Below are 19402 nucleotides of genomic sequence, written 5' to 3' on the forward strand. Positions count from 1 at the left end.
GATCAACGGCCTTTTTCCCAACAAAGAAAAAGACCCTTAACATTGATGATGACACGATGACGAAAAAAATAATCTGGTTCACCGCATTGGCTTTAGGCGTCAGCTCATTATCTCAGGCTGTCACCGCGCCGCACGCACAAACACCGGCTGTGGGAGGCGCTACCCAGCCGTCCACCAATGCTGCCACCGCAACGCCAGCAGCGGATACACCTGCGACGGGCATGTCTACGACGAGCGAACCCACGATCCCATTGGTGCAGCCGTCAGCTAATGCTACCGTGCGCAACATGGTGATACCGTTTGCGCAAATCGCGCCAGCTCCGGGCAACTTTGCATTACGCGGTATCAATCCTGATGGGCAGATTGAGTTCGGCGTTCGTAGTGACGAAGTCGTCACGCAGGCTTCCCTCGATCTCGAATTTACCCCGTCACCAGCGCTAATCCCCACCGAATCTCATATCAAGGTTTATCTGAACAATGAGTTGATGGGCGTTACCGCGCTTGGCAAAGAGCAGATGGGTAAGTCGAACCGCGTCCGCATTCCTCTCGATCCGCGCTACATCACGGACTTCAACCGCCTGCAATTGGTGTTCGTCGGCCATTATCAGAACATCTGTGAAAATCCGGCGAGTACCAGCCTGTGGCTGGATGTCAGCAAAGCCAGCGCACTCAATCTGCAATTCCAAAAGCTGACGCTGAGGGACGATCTGTCACCGTTCCCCGCACCGTTTTTTGACAGCCGCGATACCCGCCCGCTGACGCTACCCATCGTCTTTGCTGGTCAGCCAGATCTGGTGCAACAGCGTGCCGCAGCGATGCTCGCCTCCTGGTTTGGCAGCAAAGCACAGTGGCGTGGGCAGTCCTTCCCTGCTCTCTTCAACCAGTTGCCGGATCAACACGGTATTGTTTTCGCCACCAACGATAAGCGACCAGATTTCCTGCGTGATACTCCTGCCGTGAACGGGCCGACGGTGTCTATCATCAGCCACCCTGACAATCCTCACGTTAAACTGCTGTTGGTGCAGGGTCGTGATGACAATGAATTGCTCACCGCCGTGCAAGGCATCGCACAGGGGAACACGCTGTTCCGTGGACAAAGCGTCACCATCGATAAGGTCGAGCAACTCGCCCCACGCCAGCCGTATGATGCGCCAAACTGGGTGCGCACTGATCGTCCGATGACCTTCACTGAGCTTCAGCAATATAACGAGCAGTTGCAAACCGACGGTATTGTTCCCCGGCCGATTTCACTGACCATGAATCTGCCACCTGATCTGTTCCTGATCCGCAGTCAGGGCATCGATATGCGCCTCAAATATCGCTACACCGCGCCGCAGATTCAGGACGGATCCCGTCTGAGCATCAATCTGAATAACCAGTTCGTACAGGCCTTCTCGCTGGCACCGGAGCACGATCAGAACTCCCTGCTCATGCATCTGCCGCTCACACAGGGGTTATGGGATTCTGACAAAAGCCTGTCAATTCCGGCACTGAAACTGGGCACCACCAACCAGTTGCGTTTTGATTTCAACTACACCACGTTGCTTTCCAGCGGTACCGCAGACCGCTGCGAAACTTATACGCCCGTTGTAAACCACGCCGTCATCGACAGTAATTCGACGATTAACTTCTCTGGCTATCGCCACTTTATGGCGATGCCGGATCTACGTGCCTTTGCCAATGCAGGCTATCCATTTAGCCGCTTGGCTGACCTGTCACAAACGCTGGTGTTGGTGAATAAACAGCCGCAACCCGCTCAAGTTAGCGCACTGCTGAATGCCATTGGCAACATCGGAGCACAAACCGGTTACCCCGCCTTAGCAGTGCAGCTCAGCGACGACTGGACGCAGGTAGACAAACAGGACAGCGATATTTTGATGATCGGCGCTATCCCGCCTGAACTGCACGATGACGGCAAAATCAACCTGCTGGTCGAGCAAACGCAAAGCTGGATTAAGCAGCCGACACGCCAGACCACGATCCTGGACATAGACGTGCCCGAATCTGACGCGAAGCCAGACAGCAAAACCACCGTCAGCAGTGACGGAGCGATGTCAGCAATTATCGGCTTCCAGTCTCCGTATCACGACCAGCGCAGCGTTGTTGCGCTATTAGCCGATAGCCCACAGGGTTATACGCTACTCAACAACGCGCTGATCGACAGCGAAAAAAGAGCGTCGCTATTTGGTTCCGTTTCCGTCATCCGTGAATCGGGCATCAATAATCTGCGAGTCGGCGACATTTATTACGTTGGCCATCTGCCGTGGTGGGAACGTATCTGGCACGCGCTGGCACAGCATCCCATCTGGCTGGCCATCATATCGACCCTTACCGTCATCATCATTGCCTGGCTGCTGTGGCGTGGCCTGAAATTCTTCAGCCGCCGCCGTCTGTCGCCGGATGAAAGGGATTAACGCATCATGCCACGCGTGCTGCGTTACCTGATCTCCACACTGCTGTGGCTATGGGCTTCCCTAGCCACAGCGGCCGTCTGCGACTGGCCCGCCTGGGAACAATACAAACAGCATTACATCAGTGAGCAAGGACGGGTGATTGATACCTCCACGCCCAATAAAATCACCACGTCCGAAGGGCAAAGTTACGCGATGTTCTTTGCGCTGGTCGCCAACGATCGCGTGATGTTTGATCGGCTGCTGAAATGGACGGAAGACAATCTGTCCTCTGGCGATTTACGCGCTAATCTGCCTGCCTGGCTGTGGGGAGAAAGCAAAGATAAGCAGTGGACGGTACTGGATCCGAACTCCGCTTCTGACGCCGATCTGTGGATTGCCTATAACCTGCTCGAAGCCGGCCGGCTGTGGAAAGAAACACGTTATCAAACGCTGGGCACTGCGCTGCTCGCTCGTATCGCCAAAGAGGAAGTCGTTAACATTCCAGGGCTGGGTGTGATGCTATTGCCCGGTAAAGTGGGTTTCGTAGAGAAAGAGAGCTGGCGCGTAAACCCTAGCTACCTTCCACCACAGCTGTTGGCTCGTTTTGCTCCGTTGGGTGAGAAGTGGAAAGCCATGCAGCGCACGACACAACGCCTGCTGCTGGAAACCGCACCGAAAGGATTTTCGCCTGATTGGGTCATCTGGCAAAAGGGTAAAGGCTGGCAGCCCGATACCACCAAACCCAATGTCGGCAGCTATGACGCCATTCGTGTCTATCTGTGGGTAGGAATGATGGCAGACAGCAGCAGAGGGAAAACCGACTTGATCAAGCAGTTTCAGCCGATGATTCAACAGACGATCCAACAGGGGTTACCGCCCGAAAAAACGGACACCGCGACGGGAGCTGTCACAGGACAGGGGTCAGTCGGATTTTCTGCCTCCCTGCTTCCGATGCTATCCCGCCAGCCGGATGCACTAGCAGCACAGCGACAACGACTCGCCGCTAATCCACCGGGCGACGATGCGTATTTCTCTGCTTCTCTGACGCTCTTTGGTCAGGGATGGGATGAGAAGCGCTATCGCTTCACGTCACAAGGCCAACTTTTACCGTCCCGGGGCAGCCAATGCACAACAACACCTTAAACTGGCTGCGCTTCCTCCCGCTATTGTTGGTTGCTGCACCGCAGGCATATAGCGCAGAAACCACACCGCCAGAGCAATTTTTGATGGAGCAGGTGCGCCTGGGAGAGGCCAGCAACAAAGACGATCTCGTGCGCCAATCGCTTTATCGACTGGAACTTATCGATCCAAACAACCCCGAGGTTATCGCAGCCCGATTACGGCTGGCACTGCGTCAAGGCGATCAGGCGCAGGCTCGCCAGCAGTTGGAAAAACTGAAGGCAGTAGCACACGACTCTGCCGCCTACCGTCAGTCAGAAATAACGCTGGCACTGACGCAGGAAGACGCACGTCAGCAGTTACAGCAAGCGCGCCTGTTATCTACCGCCGGGCGCTATGCAGAAGCCAAAGTTCAGTACGACGCGATCTTTCACGGCAATCCGCCAACGCTCGATCTTGCGGTGGAGTATTGGCGCCTGGTTTCACGCCTGCCCGACCAGCAACCTCTTGCAATTAAGCAACTGGAGGCACTGGATCAGGTCTACCCCAATAATGTGCCACTGCGCATGGTGCTGGCGCGATTGTTATTTAGCCAGAATCGTAACGAACAAGCCTACCCCCTGCTGAAACAGCTTTCTCACGACGCCGTCGGGCGTAGCCAGGCGGCATCGCTGTGGCTGGAGATTATTGGCAGGATGCAGGTCACGCCACAAAGTGTGGCTGAACTAAACCGCTTTCTGACCGTTTTTGATGAAGGCGAACAGGCAGAAACCGCACGTAAAGAACTCAGTCGTCAGCAGGGAATATTAGCCGATCCGGTTTATCAGGGGCGGCTGCGTGCGCTGGCGCAGATTGAGGGCGGCGGCGGCAATAGCGCCACACTTAATGAGTTGAATAAAGCGCTGGCCGCCACGCCAAACGACCCCGAACTAATCGGTGCCATTGGTCTGGTTTACCTGCGTGCAGGCGATCGGTCGAAAGCGCTGGTACAGTTCCAGAAGGCATTGCAGGCAGATGTTAACCGCCTGAACAGCGACAAATGGGAAGGGCTCATCCAAAGCACGCAATATTGGACCACCATTGCAGAAGGTGACAACGCGCTAAAAGCTAACAACCTATCGCTGGCGCGGCAGAAATATCAGCAGGCACGCCAGATGGATAATACCAATGCTTATGCGCTGATTGGTTTGGGCGACGTGGCAGTTGCCAGCAAAAATGATGCTGCCGCTCAGCCGTTCTATCAACAGGCTTTGCACCTTGAACCCGGCAATGATAATGCCCTACGTGGACTGGTCGATATTTACCTACGACAGTCGCCGGAGAAAGCGCTCGCTTACCTAAACAGCCTGCCGCGCAGCCAGCAGAATACGATGCGGGAGACACTTGCTGCCCTGCAACTCGATATCCTGAAACAGCAGGCGGACCAGTTGTCTGAACAGCAGCAGTGGACGCAGGCCGAGGAGAAATATCGTCAGGCTAACCGACAAGATCCGAACGATGTGTGGCTGGCTTATCACTATGCTCAGACACTGCGCCAACTGCGACAAACGCAGCAGGCAGACAGCGTAGTACAACGTGCTACTGCCGTGCCCCCCGACAGCGCGGAGAAGAATTACGTTTACTCACTTTACCTATCGTCCACCAATCGCGATGAGCAAGCCCTCGCTCACCTGAATACGCTGCCTGCGGCACAGTGGAGCAATGACATGCGCGATTTATCAAAGCGTCTGACGATTCAAACCACGCTGGCGAAAGCAGAAACGATACGCGATGCAGGTGACGAATCCGCCGCCATCGCGTTTCTGCGTCAGCAGCCATCTGATACACGTATCGATCTGTTACTGGCAGATTGGGCGCTGGCTCGGGGTGAATACGCAACTGCTCTGGCAGAATATCAACGCATCCGCACACGTGAACCACAAAACCCCGACGCCCAGTTGGGTGAGATCGATGCGTTTATCGCGCAGGGGCAGCAAGATGAGGCACGCCAGCACCTAAACCAACTTCCAGCGCAGGCGGTTGATACGCTCAACGGACAGCGGCGCGTCGCCAACGCCTGGCAAGCGGTAGGCAATCCGCAAAAGTCGACAGCGCTTTTCCGTCAGCTAAAAATTGATGCACAGAAAGAGCCTATCGGTCAGGGTAAAGCCCTGGTCTACCGCGATGCAGCACGCGTTGAGCAACAGCAATCCCAACCGGAACAGGCGCAGCAGGACTATAAACAGGCCATGGTCGCCAGCGGTATTACCCCTGAGCTACCACAAAACGACGATGACTACACCCGACTGACACGTAATAAAAGTAGCGACGACTGGCTGCAACGTAGCATCCGCGCCGATGCCGCAGACCTGTATCGCAAACAGGATATTACCGTCACCCTCGATCATGATTACTCGAGTTCGAGCGGCACCGGTGGGATTTCTGACCTCAGTTCACACGACACCATGTTGCAGTTGGATATGCCGCTGTACGATGGCCGCGCCTTCTTCCGCACCGATACCGTGCAGATGAACGCCGGTTCCTTCTCAACGAACAGCAACGGCGCCTACCGGGAAACCTTCGGCACCTGCGCCACGCGGGACTGTTTCGACGGCAAATCGCAGAAAGCCACTGGCACCAGCGTTGCCGCAGGCTGGAAGAACGACCGCTGGTCGGCGGATATCGGCACCACGCCGCTCGGCTTTGACGTGGTCGATGTCGTCGGTGGCGCAAGCTACAGCGGTGACTGGCGGCAAATCGGCTGGACAGCGACGGCCTCGCGCCGCCCGATCTCCAGCTCATTGCTGGCGTTCGGCGGCACCAAAGATCCCGGCACCGGCATTACCTGGGGCGGCGTACGTGCAACAGGTGTCAGCCTCGGGCTGAGCTATGATCGGGGCGAAGCGCACGGCGTCTGGAGTGATTTCAGCCTCCACCAGATTACGGGGAAAAACGTGGCCGATAACGATCGCGCCCGTGCGATGGCAGGCTACTACTACAAGCTGATTAACGAAGATAACCGACGCGTCACAGTCGGCCTGAACAGCATGTGGTGGCGCTACCAGAAAGATTTGAGTGGCTACTCACTCGGTCAGGGCGGCTACTACAGCCCGCAGCAGTACTTCTCGCTGGGTGTGCCGGTGAACTATCGGCAACGGACGGAAAACTGGTCATGGGAACTCGGTGGATCGCTGTCGTGGTCGCGCTCCTCCACCAAAAACCAGCGTCGCTACCCGCTTGTCGACCTGCTCGGCAACGCCGCGCTCACCGACAGAAACAATATCGAACAGGGCAGCAGCAGTTCCGGCTTCGGCTATACGGCGCGTGCCATCGTCGAACGCCGACTCAGCTCACACTGGACACTGGGTGTCGGTATCGACATTCAGCAAGCGAAGGACTACACCCCAAGCCACGGTCTCCTCTACCTGCGCTACTCCGCCTCCGGCTGGCAGGGCGATCTCGACAGCCCACCACAGCCGCTTACGCCGTACGCGGACTTTAAATAGCGGATATCAGGAAAGATTGAGAGCTTCGTCTTTGCGCCACTGGCGCGGGCTGATGCCAAACCAGCGACGGAATGCGCGGGAAAAGGCGCTCACCTCGGAATAGCCGAGCAGCAGCGCCATTTCCGAAATCGGCAGTTGTTTTTGTTGCAAGTAGTGCGTCGCCATTTCACAGCGCAACTTGTCTACCAATAGTGAAAAACTAAGCCCCTCTTCCCGCAGGCGGCGCTGGAGCGACCAGCTCGACAAACCGACTTTTTCTGCCACCTCTTCCAGCGTCGGCTCTTTCTGCATCAATAACAGATGAACCTGCGTGCGCACCTGATCGACAATACTTTGCTGTGGCGACGTTTCATTCAGGCGGCGAATGGCATCCTGCATCACCAACAGCAGCGTCATATCACGATCCGGCATAGTGCGGGTCAGTTGGTGTTTGGGAATAAGCAGAGAGTTATAGGGTTGGTCGAAGTAAACAGGCGCATCGAACACCTTACAGTGCTCATGCCACATTTCAGGACGTGGATGCTCAAAATGCACTTCGCGTGGTGCCCAGTGCTTACCCAATACATGGCGAATCAGGTTGAGCAGCATACCCAGCGTCAGCTCAGCATCCTGGCGGCGATGTAGGATGGCACCGTGTCGGACCTGATAATCCAACCGCCAGCAGTCACCTTTATCGACCATGCGCGTCAGCGTGTCATGTTGATGACAGGGAAATGCCTTCACCACATTGTGCAGCGCCTGCTCCAGCGTATCCGAACATAAACCGATATAGCCGATCAGGCCTAATGACTGCGGTTTAAACTGCTTGCCGTAGCGTAAACCGAAATTATCAACGCCCGAATTACGTGCCGCTTCCTCCATCACACGGCAATAATTCACCAGCCCCAGACTGAGCGTTGGGCTGGCGAGCAGCTCAGGATCGACGCCGCTGATGCCGAAGATACGATCGGCATCACCACCGTTATCATGAATAAAGTCGCCAAGCCCGCTTGCTGCCGCTGCCAACACGCCACAGTTGCGGGAGAACGCCGCATTCAGCGCCGAAGAGTACGTCACGTTTTCCATTGCCTTTCACCTCGCCGTATCACACGGCCCGCCAACGGGCCATGAAACGATCAGCAAGCTTAATACCAGCAAGTTTCGTACCAGTCCGTAATGACGTGAAATCAATGGGTTAAAAACAGCACGCCGGGCGAACAGGCATTACCATAGCGCAAGCTGCCCACCCGTGGTGCATTCAGGCCACTCCAAGCGGCAGGTCGCGGGTTTCCAAATAACGTCGACACAGGCGAACACTGTGGCTCGCCCAGTCGGGCCCAAGACTCTGCGCCATCTCCGTTTCCGCATGTGACCCTACCCACGCGGTAAGCTGGATACGCCGTTGAATCAGCAGCGTCGGCAGCAGCGCCAATTCTTCATCACTGACGTGGGCCACACGTTCATAGCCACATAGCCAGTTTTCAACCCATTCGGCTGCGCGTGGATGATGCTCCACAAAGCTAATCGCCGCCGCCAGATCGTGCAGATACCAGCCCATACCGCAGTCATCAAAATCGATGACTCGCGTTTCGCCGCGATGCAGAAGCAGGTTGGTCAGGCGCAGGTCGGCATGAATCAACCCATAGCGGTGCGGCGCTTTGCCAAATTCCGCCATTTCTGCCCCCATGCGCTCGACAGCCGCCTCGACAATACCGTGTTCGCTACGCGATAGATTAGGCGCGTCACGCCAACTCCCCCAGTGGCTCTGCGCACTCACCATCGTATGATGATCCCAGACAATCCGCTGGAAGCCGTCAGGTTTTTGCCACTGGCGGCTATGCTGATGCAGGTGGGCGGTAATCTCGCCCAGTTGCCGGAACGCTCGCGGATCAATGCTGGTGGTCGGCATCTCGCCGTCAATCCAGTGAAACAGCACAGCGTAGCGACAGGAACCATCCGATAAATCCAGCGACTGCACTCGCTCCCCGCTCGCATCACGTATCGCTTCTGGAACCAGAATTCCCGTCTCACGTAGCGCATCCAACCACAGCAGCTCACTTTCAATCTCCGATTTCTGGTGATAGTGACTGCGATGTAGCCGCAACGCGTAGCGTTTACCCGCTGACGTAACAAGAAACGTCGCATTTTCCGAGCGGCACAGCAGCCGTACTTCCCCTTGCAACGCTGCCGGATAGCAGGCAAGCGCCCGGTGCGCCAGTGAGGTAATTTCCGCATTATTTAAGGTGTCATATTGTTTAGCACTCATGGTTCCCACTCCGACGCGAGTCAACGAGCGTTCAGCATGGCGTGTGTCGTACAGAGAAACTTGACGCACCAGAACCCATGTTTGACCCCAGATGGCGTACGCGCGATACCCACCGTAAAAGTTGACTTCAGCGCGCAGCATTCGATACGCCCGCGTCAAGTTTTCCACCGACAAGCGTGGGCATTATCGCTACACAAGCCAACAGGGGTTGCCGTACTGGCCCTAAATAACCATGAGCAGACTGACGGGGATAATGTGATGACGAGCAAATTAAAGCCCACGCTGGGCGCCCTGCATTTGTGGGGTATCGCGGTAGGACTGGTAATTTCTGGTGAGTATTTTGGCTGGAGCTACGGCTGGGGCGTCGCTGGCACGTTGGGATTTTTAGTCACCACGCTGTTCATCGCCGCCATGTACACCTGTTTTATTTTTAGCTTTACCGAACTCACGACGGCGATCCCACATGCCGGCGGCCCTTTTGCCTATAGCCGACTGGCGTTCGGCGATTTGGGTGGCCTGATTGCCGGTATGGCCACGCTAATTGAGTTTGTTTTTGCACCGCCCGCTATTTCGATGGCAATTGGTGCCTATCTGAACGTGCAATACCCTGAGCTAAATCCCAAATTCGCCGCCGTTGGCGCATACCTTATCTTCATGAGCCTAAACATTCTTGGCGTGAAGCTGGCAGCGATGTTTGAGCTGGTGGTCACGTTGCTGGCCGTCATGGAGCTTTTGGTGTTTATGGGTGTAGTCGCGCCAGGTTTCAGCCTGAGTAATTTCGTGGCGCACGGCTGGGCTGGGCAGAATGAGTTTTCGCCAAGTGCCATTTCAGGCATGTTTGCGGCAATTCCGTTCGCTATCTGGTTCTTCCTCGCTATCGAAGGTGCGGCAATGGCAGCCGAGGAGGCGAAAGATCCGAAGCGAACCATCCCACGTGCCTACGTGAGCGGCATCCTGACGCTGGTGGTGCTGGCGCTTGGCGTGATGCTGATGGCTGGCGGTGTGGGCGACTGGCGTCAGCTCTCCGACCTTAACGATCCCCTACCACAGGCCATGAAGCTCATCGTCGGGGAAAACTCCAACTGGATGCACATGCTGGTGTGGATTGGTCTGTTCGGTCTTATCGCCAGCTTCCACGGTATTATTCTGGGCTACTCCCGTCAGTTCTTCGCACTGGCGCGCGCAGGCTATCTCCCACCGGGGCTTGCCAAACTGTCCCGTTTCCACACGCCACACCGCGCGATTCTGGCTGGTGGTGCAATCGGGATTGCAGCCATCTTTTGCGACGGGATTAACTTACAAGGCATGAACCTGACGGCAGCGATGATTACCATGGCGGTTTTTGGTGCGATCGTCATGTACATCATGAGCATGTTAAGTCTGTTTCGCCTACGCCGCAGCGCACCCAATATGGCACGCAGCTATCGTGCGCCCGGTTACCCCATCATCCCCGCATTCGCACTCGTCTGCGCCATCATCTGCCTGATTGCGATGCTCTGGTTTAACCCGGTGATTGGTGGGCTGTTCTGCACCTTTATGCTGCTCGGCTACCTCTATTTCCTGACCACCAAAGCACGACGGGAACATCTGCTTGAGCCGCTTGTCGCCGATGCCAACTAATACTGAGGCGCACATTTTATAACGGGAGTGATTATGGCAACACGTTCAACCATCATGGATACCAACAGTTTCCGCGCCGAGCATGCCGACGCGCTGAGCACGGATATCCGTATGCTGACCGATAAACGCAGCAAGGTATTGGGCGAATCCTATCGGCTGTTTTACCGCAAACCCGTTCATCTGGTGCGCGGTGAAGGACAATACCTGTGGGATGCCGACGGCAAGAAATACCTCGATGTGTATAACAATGTCGCCAGCATCGGCCACTGCCACCCTGCGGTGATAGAAGCCGTACACCAACAGATGACGATGCTCAATACCCACACGCGCTATCTGCATGAGCGTATTCTGGACTATTCGGAGCAGCTACTCGCCACAGCACCCGAAGCGATTAACCGCGCTATGTATATGTGCACCGGTTCAGAAGCTAACGATTTGGCAATCCGCGTGGCTCGCGCCTGGAGCGGCGGCACGGGTGTGATCGTAACACGCGAAGCCTACCACGGCACCAGCGAGCTGACCTCCGGCGCCTCGCCAGCGTTAGGCAGCGGTCAACCGCTGGCAGCAACGACCCGACTGGTGCCGCCGCCGGACGCCTACCGCGTTAATACGCCGGACTTGGGCGTGTGGTTTGCCAATGAAATCCAGAAACAGATCGACGACATGGCGGCGCACGGCATCAAGTTCGCCGCGTTTCTCGCGGATTCCATCTTTTCTTCCGATGGCGTACACCCCAATCCGCGCGGCTTTTTGCGTCCTGTGGTTGATGTGGTTCACCGCAATGGCGGTATTTTCATCGCTGATGAAGTCCAGCCCGGTTTTGCACGCACTGGCGACGCCTTCTGGGGCTTCGCACGGCATGACGTGGTGCCGGATATCATCACCACCGGAAAACCGATGGGCAACGGCATCCCGGTTTCCGGGCTGCTGGCGAAAAGTGATGTGCTCGCCGCCTTCAGCGATCAGATCCCCTACTTCAACACGTTCGGCGGGAATCCAGTGGCGATGGCCGCAGCACAGGCGGTGCTGAAGGTGATCCACGATGAACAACTTCAGGAACACAGTCGCGTCGTCGGCGCACAGCTGCTGGCGGAACTGGCCACTCTGCAAGACAAATACGCCAGTGTAGGCAACGTGCGCGGTGCAGGATTATTCATCGGATTTGAGTTGGTGAGCGACAGAGAAAGCAAAACGCCGGATAAAACGCTGGCACTAAATCTGACGGAAGCGCTACGCGACCGCGGTGTTCTAACATCAGTCGCGGGGCCTTACGGCAACGTGCTGAAACTGCGTCCGCCGCTGGCATTCCAGACTCAGGACATCGACTGGCTGGTCGGCGCGCTGGATGACTGTATGGGGGCACTAACCCACGGCTGATTTCGATCTCCTTTCATTGGGTTTCCATCACAGCGGAAACCCAATGATAAATATCAAAATTACCCTTTTTTACGATATAGTCACCCACCCATCCACATAAAAACGATAATGAGTATCGTTTTTATTATCGTTTAAAGAATTTCTCAACTTATTCTGTCGAATTTTTATTCGACACCGATTTTACCTAGCCACGGAATAAGGATTTTGTGTATATAAGTAAAAAATGTAACTTATCGTAAGGATTTATCTTGTTTTGTGTAAGTATTTTTATTTTATAAGTCTTATTCTTTTGAGTCTCAGTAGCTCAACCTTTGCCGCCACCGCCATCAGTCCAACGGATCGTGATGCGCTGGAATTCCAACAAAAGTCATTACTGGAACAGGCCAAACAGCAGCGTTTATCGCTGGAAAACAGCACCACCTTAACGATACCGACAGTCACAGCACCAACCACAAAAGATGCCGTCTGTTTCCCCATCCAAAAGATTGTCTTTCATGATGCAGCGTCGCTCCCAGCGAAAGATCGCACGGCCATTCAGCAACGCTACCAAAGCCGCTGCCTTGATTTAGCCACAGTCCATAACGCCGTGAGGGAAACCACCAACGCCTACCTCAATCGTGGCTTTGTCACCAGTCAGGCCTATTTACAGGAACAAGACCTCTCCGGCGGCACGCTCATCATCAGCGTCAGCGAGGGAAAGATAGAAGCCATTCGCATGGAAGGGGAAACGCCACTCGCAATCAAAATGGCCTTCCCGGGGCTGGAAGGACGTATTCTTAATCTGCGCGACATCGAACAAGGGATGGAACAGCTAAATCGCCTGCCTTCACAGCAGGTTGCGATTGATATTCAGCCAGGAAAACAAGCCGGAAGTTCGATTGTTTATCTCAAGCGCACCACTCAAGCCCGTCCTGTAACCCTATCAATTAGCACTGACAACAGCGGACAAAAAAGCACGGGCCGCGAACAGCTTTCTACCCATCTCACGCTCGATAACCCATTGCGACTCGCCGATCGCTGGTGGCTCACAGCCAGCCGCGATAACGCATTCAGCCATAGTTACGGAAGCAAAGCCTTATCGGGCGGGATGTCTTTGCCATATGGCTACTGGACGCTCGGCTATCAATACGCCTGGAATGACTTTTTCCAACCGATCCCGATCGGCAGCAGCGCATATCGCTATGAAGGGCAAAGTAATACTCATCGGCTCAGCCTTAACAGAACGCTCTATCGAGATGGGAAGCAGAAGCTGGCGCTGGATGGCGCGCTCTCTCGTCGACGCACCGAGAACCGGATGGCGGGTGAGCGCCTTGAAGTTAGCAGCCCTACGGTCAGTAGCGCTAGCCTTGGGCTCAGCTATAGCACCACGCTGGCGGGCGGATATTTTACGCTCAACCCAATGTTAAGCCACGGCCTGCGGAGCTGGGGCGCGACGGGTGACGTAAAAGAGAGCAGTGGCCTGCCACGCAGCGAGTTCCGCAAATTTAGTGTCAGCAGCAGCTATTTCTATCCGCTTGCACCTTCGCTGTACTTCCTGACATCCCTTTACGGCCAAACCACGCCGGACAACCTGTATACCAGCGAACGCGTCTCACTCGGCGGCGAGTATTCCGTCCGAGGCTTTAAGGAACAAACGCTAACTGGCAACCGGGGTTTCTACTGGCGTAATGAAGTGAACTGGCAATTCACCACCCTGCCGTTTTTGGGAGATATCGCATTAACCACCGCGCTGGATAGCGGGTGGATTACGGGGAAAACCGGCAAAGTTGATGGCGGCAATATGACCGGTGCTTCCGTCGGCCTGTCTGCATCTTCACGTTGGGTAAGCCAATCAGTATCGCTCGGCGTACCGCTGTACTTCCCGGACGATCTCCATCCTGACAACGCCGTCGTTTACTGGCAAGTCTCCCTCCCCGTTACAGCGATTTTTGATTAAGCAATTGATTAATTGTAAAAATAAGGAAAGTCACATGGAAAAATTCAATAACCGCGCCACTCGCGGGCTTAGCTATGTGCTGATCTATCTCACTGCGATTCAGCCGTTACACCCTGCGTTCGCGGCACTCACGCCAGACGGCCCCCGCACGCAGGTCAACAACGCGGGTGCCGTCCCGGTCATCAATATCGCCACGCCGAACGCAGCGGGCGTTTCTCACAACACCTATCAAGATTTCAGCGTCGGGACACCCGGTGCTGTGCTAAACAACAGCATTGCCGCAGGCCAATCGCAGCTGGCCGGACAGGTAAACGCTAACGCTAACCTCAATGGCAAAGCGGCAGAGCTGATTATCAACGAAGTGACGGGCTCAACCCGTTCAGACCTGCAAGGAAAGGTCGAAGTCTTCGGGAGTAAAGCCAACGTATTGATTGCCAACCCGAATGGCATCACCTGTGACGGATGTGGGTTCATCAACACACCTTCAGCCACGTTGACAACCGGTAAACCAGTGTTGGATCAGCAAGGCGCACTTGAAACGTTGGAAGTGAAAAAAGGCAGCATCACCATTGGTGGGAAAGGCCTGGACGGTTCAGCAACGGATTATGTCGATATCCTCAGCCGAGCAACCGAACTGAACGGCAAAATCAACGCAAAAAGCCTGACGCTGACTCAAGGCAGCAATCGGGTGGATTTCAAAACCGGCACCATCGCCCCTATCGCCGGAGAGGACACAAAACCACTGCTGGCAGTCGATACCAAAGCGCTCGGCGGCATGTATGCAGAACGCATCCGGCTCGTGGCAACCGAAGATGGCGTCGGCGCTAATGTCGCCAACCTAACGAGCTCTCAGCAAGGCATTACGCTGGACAGCAAAGGTAAAATCCAGCTCGGTAATGTGCACGCGAAAACCGACCTTAATCTGACCGCACAGCAGGTCGATATTGCTGCTGGCAATACGGTGAAAAGCGACCGAGATATCACGCTTGCCAGTACCGTATTAAATAACCGAGGGAATATCATCGCGGGCGAAGATATGCGCCTGTTCAACGATAGCCTGACCAACACGCAGGCCACTATTGAGGCCAACAACAACCTGTGGATTCAAAAAGACGCGGCAGGGAAAAAAGGCGTTAAGGTCGAAAACCGTTCGGGGACGATTAAAACCAATACCGGGGATTTGGTGATTCGGACTGAACAATTGGATAATGTGCGAGATAAACTTACGATAAAGCGCGAAGAGATGGTTCCAACCTCTACGTCCATAAAATCCGCAGAAGAAAGCATTGATACAGCCTACAAACCATACTTCAAAGGAGAAGAAAACAAAAAGTGGTTTGGTGATGCGATTGATTATAATGATGTACTCGCCATAAATGAGGGGAAAATACAGTATGAAGTTTCTAATAACAGCCCCGAAGCTATTATCTTATCCGGTAGTAATATTTATATTAATGCCGCACAGCTACATAATGATGCCAGCCAACTATCTGCATCAAAAAGTGCCGTCCTAACCGGAGAAAGATTCACATCTGTCAGTTATCAATTAGGCATCATGGATATTGATTCCGAATATATTTTTGACGGTGGAGAAAACTTGCTAAACCCAATTCCTATGCCAAACTTTTTTGAGCCGAATAGAAAAGATCCATCATGGATGAAAAAAATGGAGTCTTTTTACAACTGGCGTGAGAGCCTACCATTATCTTCTCACATTACGGCTGGAAGTGATCTGGTTGTTGATTTCATAGACACATTAAGCTTTGATAAAAAAGCACCTTACGATATCAAAACCCCAGATACAGTTTTCACTATTACATCTCAGCCAGCTATTACCGCAAAAAATATCGTCCTAAATGGAAAGAACATTTTCATCAACGATACGTTACAAGCAACAGGAAACATAACGGCGATAGCAGAAGAAAACATTTCTATCTCCGATGCAAAACTTCAGGCTGAAAAAAATTTATCAGCCATAGCGGGTAATAATATTTCTGCTTTCCAGGGGAGTTTCATCAGTCAAAACGCTATGCTCACAAGCCGTACGGGTGACATTACGATACACAGTCAGCCCAAAGATGAAAATTATTTAACAGGGCTTTATTATACGCAAAAAAAACGTCAAAAATTCTCCAAACTCTCTGCTTCTGATAATCTAGAAATTAACTCAGGTGGTAATATACATCTATCTGACATAGAGATAACACAAAGCAAAAATATAGCCATTACAGCGAATAAAGATATATTATTCATCCACTCTGAAAATTTATTACAACAATCGCCAGATCTTTCTCCATCTTCGGAGGAACGTCAGCCTCTTTACAACGATGCCTTACTAAGAACCAGCGAAGTTAACGCCACAAACGATATTTTAATGAATGCTGGCGGCACTCTTCTGTTGCAAGGAAAACGCCTTAATGCTGGAAAAGATATCAGCCTCAGCGGTGCTTTGGATGTAATAATCAACCCGAAGAGTAAAACAAAAGGATATGATCTCGACTTTCTACCAAGTCGTGCCCCAGAGAGCGTCAGTCAACTATATAGCGGCAATAACCTACAAATTAGCGCAGGACGGGATATCGAAGCTCAAGGAATGAAAATAAACAGTAAAGGAAGAGCTACATTAGCCGCTGGGCGCGATTTCACTCTTCCCGCATTAGCATACTCATTCATTGATGATTTAAATGATAACAATAAAGATGATCGCCAATCTGTAGCCTCACTTCATACCGATAAAGAATTAACGATCTCGGCGAATGGCACTCTTATTGCCACCGGAACCGATTTCTCTTCCGGTGGTGATATGACATTAAGTTCCGGCGGAAAAATGGAATTTAACGCCGTGGCTAATCATGTCTATCGAGAGGGAACCAACGAATATAGTGAGTCCGTTACGCAAAAAAATGCCGTCTTGAACAGCGGAGGAATACTCACTCTGTTATCCAATGGCAGCATTCTCTTCCAGGCGACCCAGCTTATCGCTAAAGGTGCATTAGATGCCGCAGCCAAAGGTGGTTTCCTCTATGCGCAAGCGGCGGAAGAAAGTAGCCATTACGAAAAAACCACCACCACACGCAAATGGTACGGAAAGAAAACCACCATTCGGCAAACCAGCCACAATGTCACGAACAAAGTGACAGAATTCACCGCAGACGGTGATATCAATCTGCTCAGCCGTGATGACAGCACCTATGAAGCCAGCAAAATCAACGCGGGCAAGAATGCCAAGCTGACCAGCACACAAGGAAGCATTAACTTCAAGGCGGTCAAAGACACCGCATTCGAGCAGACGATCACCACCTCAAAAGGGTTCTTCATCAAGAGCAATGACAAGGGCTATACCAAAGACACCTGGTTGCTTCCAAGCATCTACTCTGGCGGCCAACTGACTATTGATGCCGCGACTGGCATTACCGCTGATGCAAAAAACCAGAATGCACAGTCCCTGCAAAATGCTCTTTTGGTGTTAAGTAATAACCCCGGCACTGCCTGGCTTAAGGATTTAAACAGCCGCACCGATGTGCAATGGAGCACAGTACAAGATGCCTATAGCACCTGGAACCATACCACACAAAGCCTGAACCCCGTTGTAGGTGCAGTAATTGCAATCGCTGTTGCGGCGGTAACCGCAGGCACAGGACTGGCAGCAGCAGCGGGTCAGTTGGCTGCTGGTGCTGTGGGAACTGGAGCCAGCGCGACAACAATCGCTGTAGTAAACGGTGCAGCTTATTCAGGCATGACAGCGCTGACCTCGCAGGCGGCAGTCGCGCTAGTGGATAACAAAGGCAATCTGTCCAAAACGTTCCAGGCCATGAGCAGCAGCGATTCTGTTAAATCTCTGGTTACCTCAATGGTAATCGGCGGCGCATTAGCAGGCTTCGATGAAGTCATGCAATTTAGCCAGGCAACTAACGGCACAACCGTCATCGACCCCGCTAAGGCTAAGCTACCCATGCTCAGCAACGGGGACTGGAGCAAGGTCGCGCAGCGTGTCGCCGGGCAATCAGTGATCAACTCCAGCATCGGAACCGCAATTAACGGCGGTAGCTTCAAAGATAATTTCACTACAGCACTCTTGAGTAATATCGGCAGTCAGATCAATGCTGAAGGGGCAAAATTTATTGGGGATAAGGGAGAAGTCCTCGGCTTGCCGATAGATGACCCTAGACGAGTAATCAGCCATGCGGTTATTGCGGGTGTTGCAGCAGAAATCGGAGGGGGCAATGCTAAAGGGGCTGCGGCCGGTGCGTTGGCCGCAGAGCTAGCGGCAATCAGTTTAGGCAACACTTTCGTTGATCCAGCCTTAAGAGAAATACAGATAACCTCTACTGGCAGAATTATTGGTGCTTTGGCGGGAGCCGCTATTACCGGCAAAGCCAGTGGTGTTAATAGCGGAGCCAATGCTGCCGAAAGTGTCCTGCTATATAACTTTCTTATGCATGATGAACCCGCCAGAATGGCGAAAAAATTGGCTGACTGTAAAGGAAACGGTGAATGTGAAGTCGATATCCGCAAAGAAATAACACGGCTGTCAGCACAGAATGAGAATAAGTTCGAAAGCTGCAGAGTTGCAGGAAACGGTGACTGCATCAATGAGATGTTGTCAGGGATATCTGAGGCGAGCGGATTTAGGGAACTAGGTTTGCAGATTGGTTTCGACATTGCCGGACAATATCAGCAGATGGGAGAAAATGCGTATGATCGGTTTGATACATGTGGCTGGAATGTGGGTACAGGCTGTGCGCTAAAATTATGGGGAAAAGAGGCAGTAACTGAAGCTGTCTTATTGGGCGCTGGCTGGGGAGTGGCTAAGTTTGCCGGCCCCGCTATTGGAAAATATCTTACTGAAGTGGGGATTCTTTCACAGAAAGGCGCTTTAGCTAATATAAAAAGTGCACAGGTTGGTTTAAAAGACCCCGCTTATGTTGATACTTTAAAAAATCAAATGAAAAATAATTCATTTAATTTCTCGAATATGGAAAATAGAGTAGGTGGCTATGTTGATAAGAACGGGAAGTATTACCTTCTCGAAGGTAATCATCGAATGGTGGCCGCCAAGGAATTGTACCAAGAGACAGGAAACTCTCTATATATTGAAAATTTGATAAAAAATGGGAAATGGACTTATACTGAAAAATATACAAGTGATGTGTACTCTTTACCTGTAAGGAAAAAATAATCACTTTATCGATAGCCACTACCTTTAGTTGTGGCTATCACTCAACTA

At 53.0% G+C, this 19402-nt stretch carries 9 protein-coding genes; 7 read left to right on the plus strand and 2 right to left on the minus strand.

Annotated elements, in window-relative coordinates:
- The first annotated feature begins 56 nt into the window (after positions 1–56).
- Genes bcsB through bcsC form a run of 3 tightly spaced genes read left to right on the plus strand, consistent with a single transcriptional unit; the run spans position 57 to position 6997 of the window.
- Positions 57–2414 (plus strand): cellulose biosynthesis cyclic di-GMP-binding regulatory protein BcsB, encoded by a 2358-nt coding sequence (gene bcsB, locus CLR69_RS17905; RefSeq protein WP_129712968.1) that lies wholly within the window; start codon positions 57–59, stop codon positions 2412–2414.
- Between the two features lie 6 nt (positions 2415–2420).
- Positions 2421–3536, plus strand: coding sequence for a cellulose synthase complex periplasmic endoglucanase BcsZ (gene bcsZ / locus CLR69_RS17910; RefSeq protein WP_129712967.1), 1116 nt, complete (start codon positions 2421–2423; stop codon positions 3534–3536).
- Positions 3518–6997: a cellulose synthase complex outer membrane protein BcsC gene (bcsC, locus tag CLR69_RS17915; protein WP_129712966.1), complete on the plus strand. Its 3480-nt coding sequence runs from the start codon at positions 3518–3520 to the stop codon at positions 6995–6997. The genes bcsZ and bcsC overlap by 19 nt, the downstream gene beginning before the upstream one ends.
- A 6-nt stretch (positions 6998–7003) precedes the next feature.
- On the opposite strand, the gene qhpR is transcribed toward bcsC, so the two are convergent.
- Positions 7004–8062: an AraC-like transcriptional regulator QhpR gene (gene qhpR, locus CLR69_RS17920; RefSeq protein ID WP_129707412.1), complete on the minus strand. Its 1059-nt coding sequence runs from the start codon at positions 8060–8062 to the stop codon at positions 7004–7006.
- A 172-nt stretch (positions 8063–8234) separates the two neighbouring features.
- Positions 8235–9242, minus strand: coding sequence for a phosphotransferase enzyme family protein (locus CLR69_RS17925; protein WP_129707676.1), 1008 nt, complete (start codon positions 9240–9242; stop codon positions 8235–8237).
- Positions 9243–9500: 258 nt separating this feature from the next.
- On the opposite strand from CLR69_RS17925, the gene eat reads away from it, so the two are divergent.
- The 4 genes from eat (at position 9501) to CLR69_RS17945 (ending at position 19354) form a co-directional block, all read left to right on the plus strand.
- Positions 9501–10862, plus strand: a complete 1362-nt coding sequence (eat, locus tag CLR69_RS17930; protein ID WP_129712965.1) for an ethanolamine permease — start codon at positions 9501–9503, stop codon at positions 10860–10862.
- Between the two features lie 33 nt (positions 10863–10895).
- Complete coding sequence (locus tag CLR69_RS17935) at positions 10896–12239, plus strand: aspartate aminotransferase family protein (protein ID WP_129712964.1); 1344 nt, start codon at positions 10896–10898, stop codon at positions 12237–12239.
- A gap of 253 nt (positions 12240–12492) precedes the next feature.
- Positions 12493–14175, plus strand: coding sequence for a ShlB/FhaC/HecB family hemolysin secretion/activation protein (locus CLR69_RS17940; RefSeq protein ID WP_129712963.1), 1683 nt, complete (start codon positions 12493–12495; stop codon positions 14173–14175).
- 34 nt (positions 14176–14209) lie between these two features.
- Entirely contained in the window at positions 14210–19354 is a 5145-nt protein-coding gene (locus CLR69_RS17945; RefSeq protein WP_129712962.1) for a DUF637 domain-containing protein, read from the plus strand.
- Positions 19355–19402 lie beyond the last annotated feature (48 nt).

Origin of the sequence: Pectobacterium zantedeschiae, from assembly GCF_004137795.1 — a bacterium.
Taxonomy (GTDB): domain Bacteria; phylum Pseudomonadota; class Gammaproteobacteria; order Enterobacterales; family Enterobacteriaceae; genus Pectobacterium; species Pectobacterium zantedeschiae.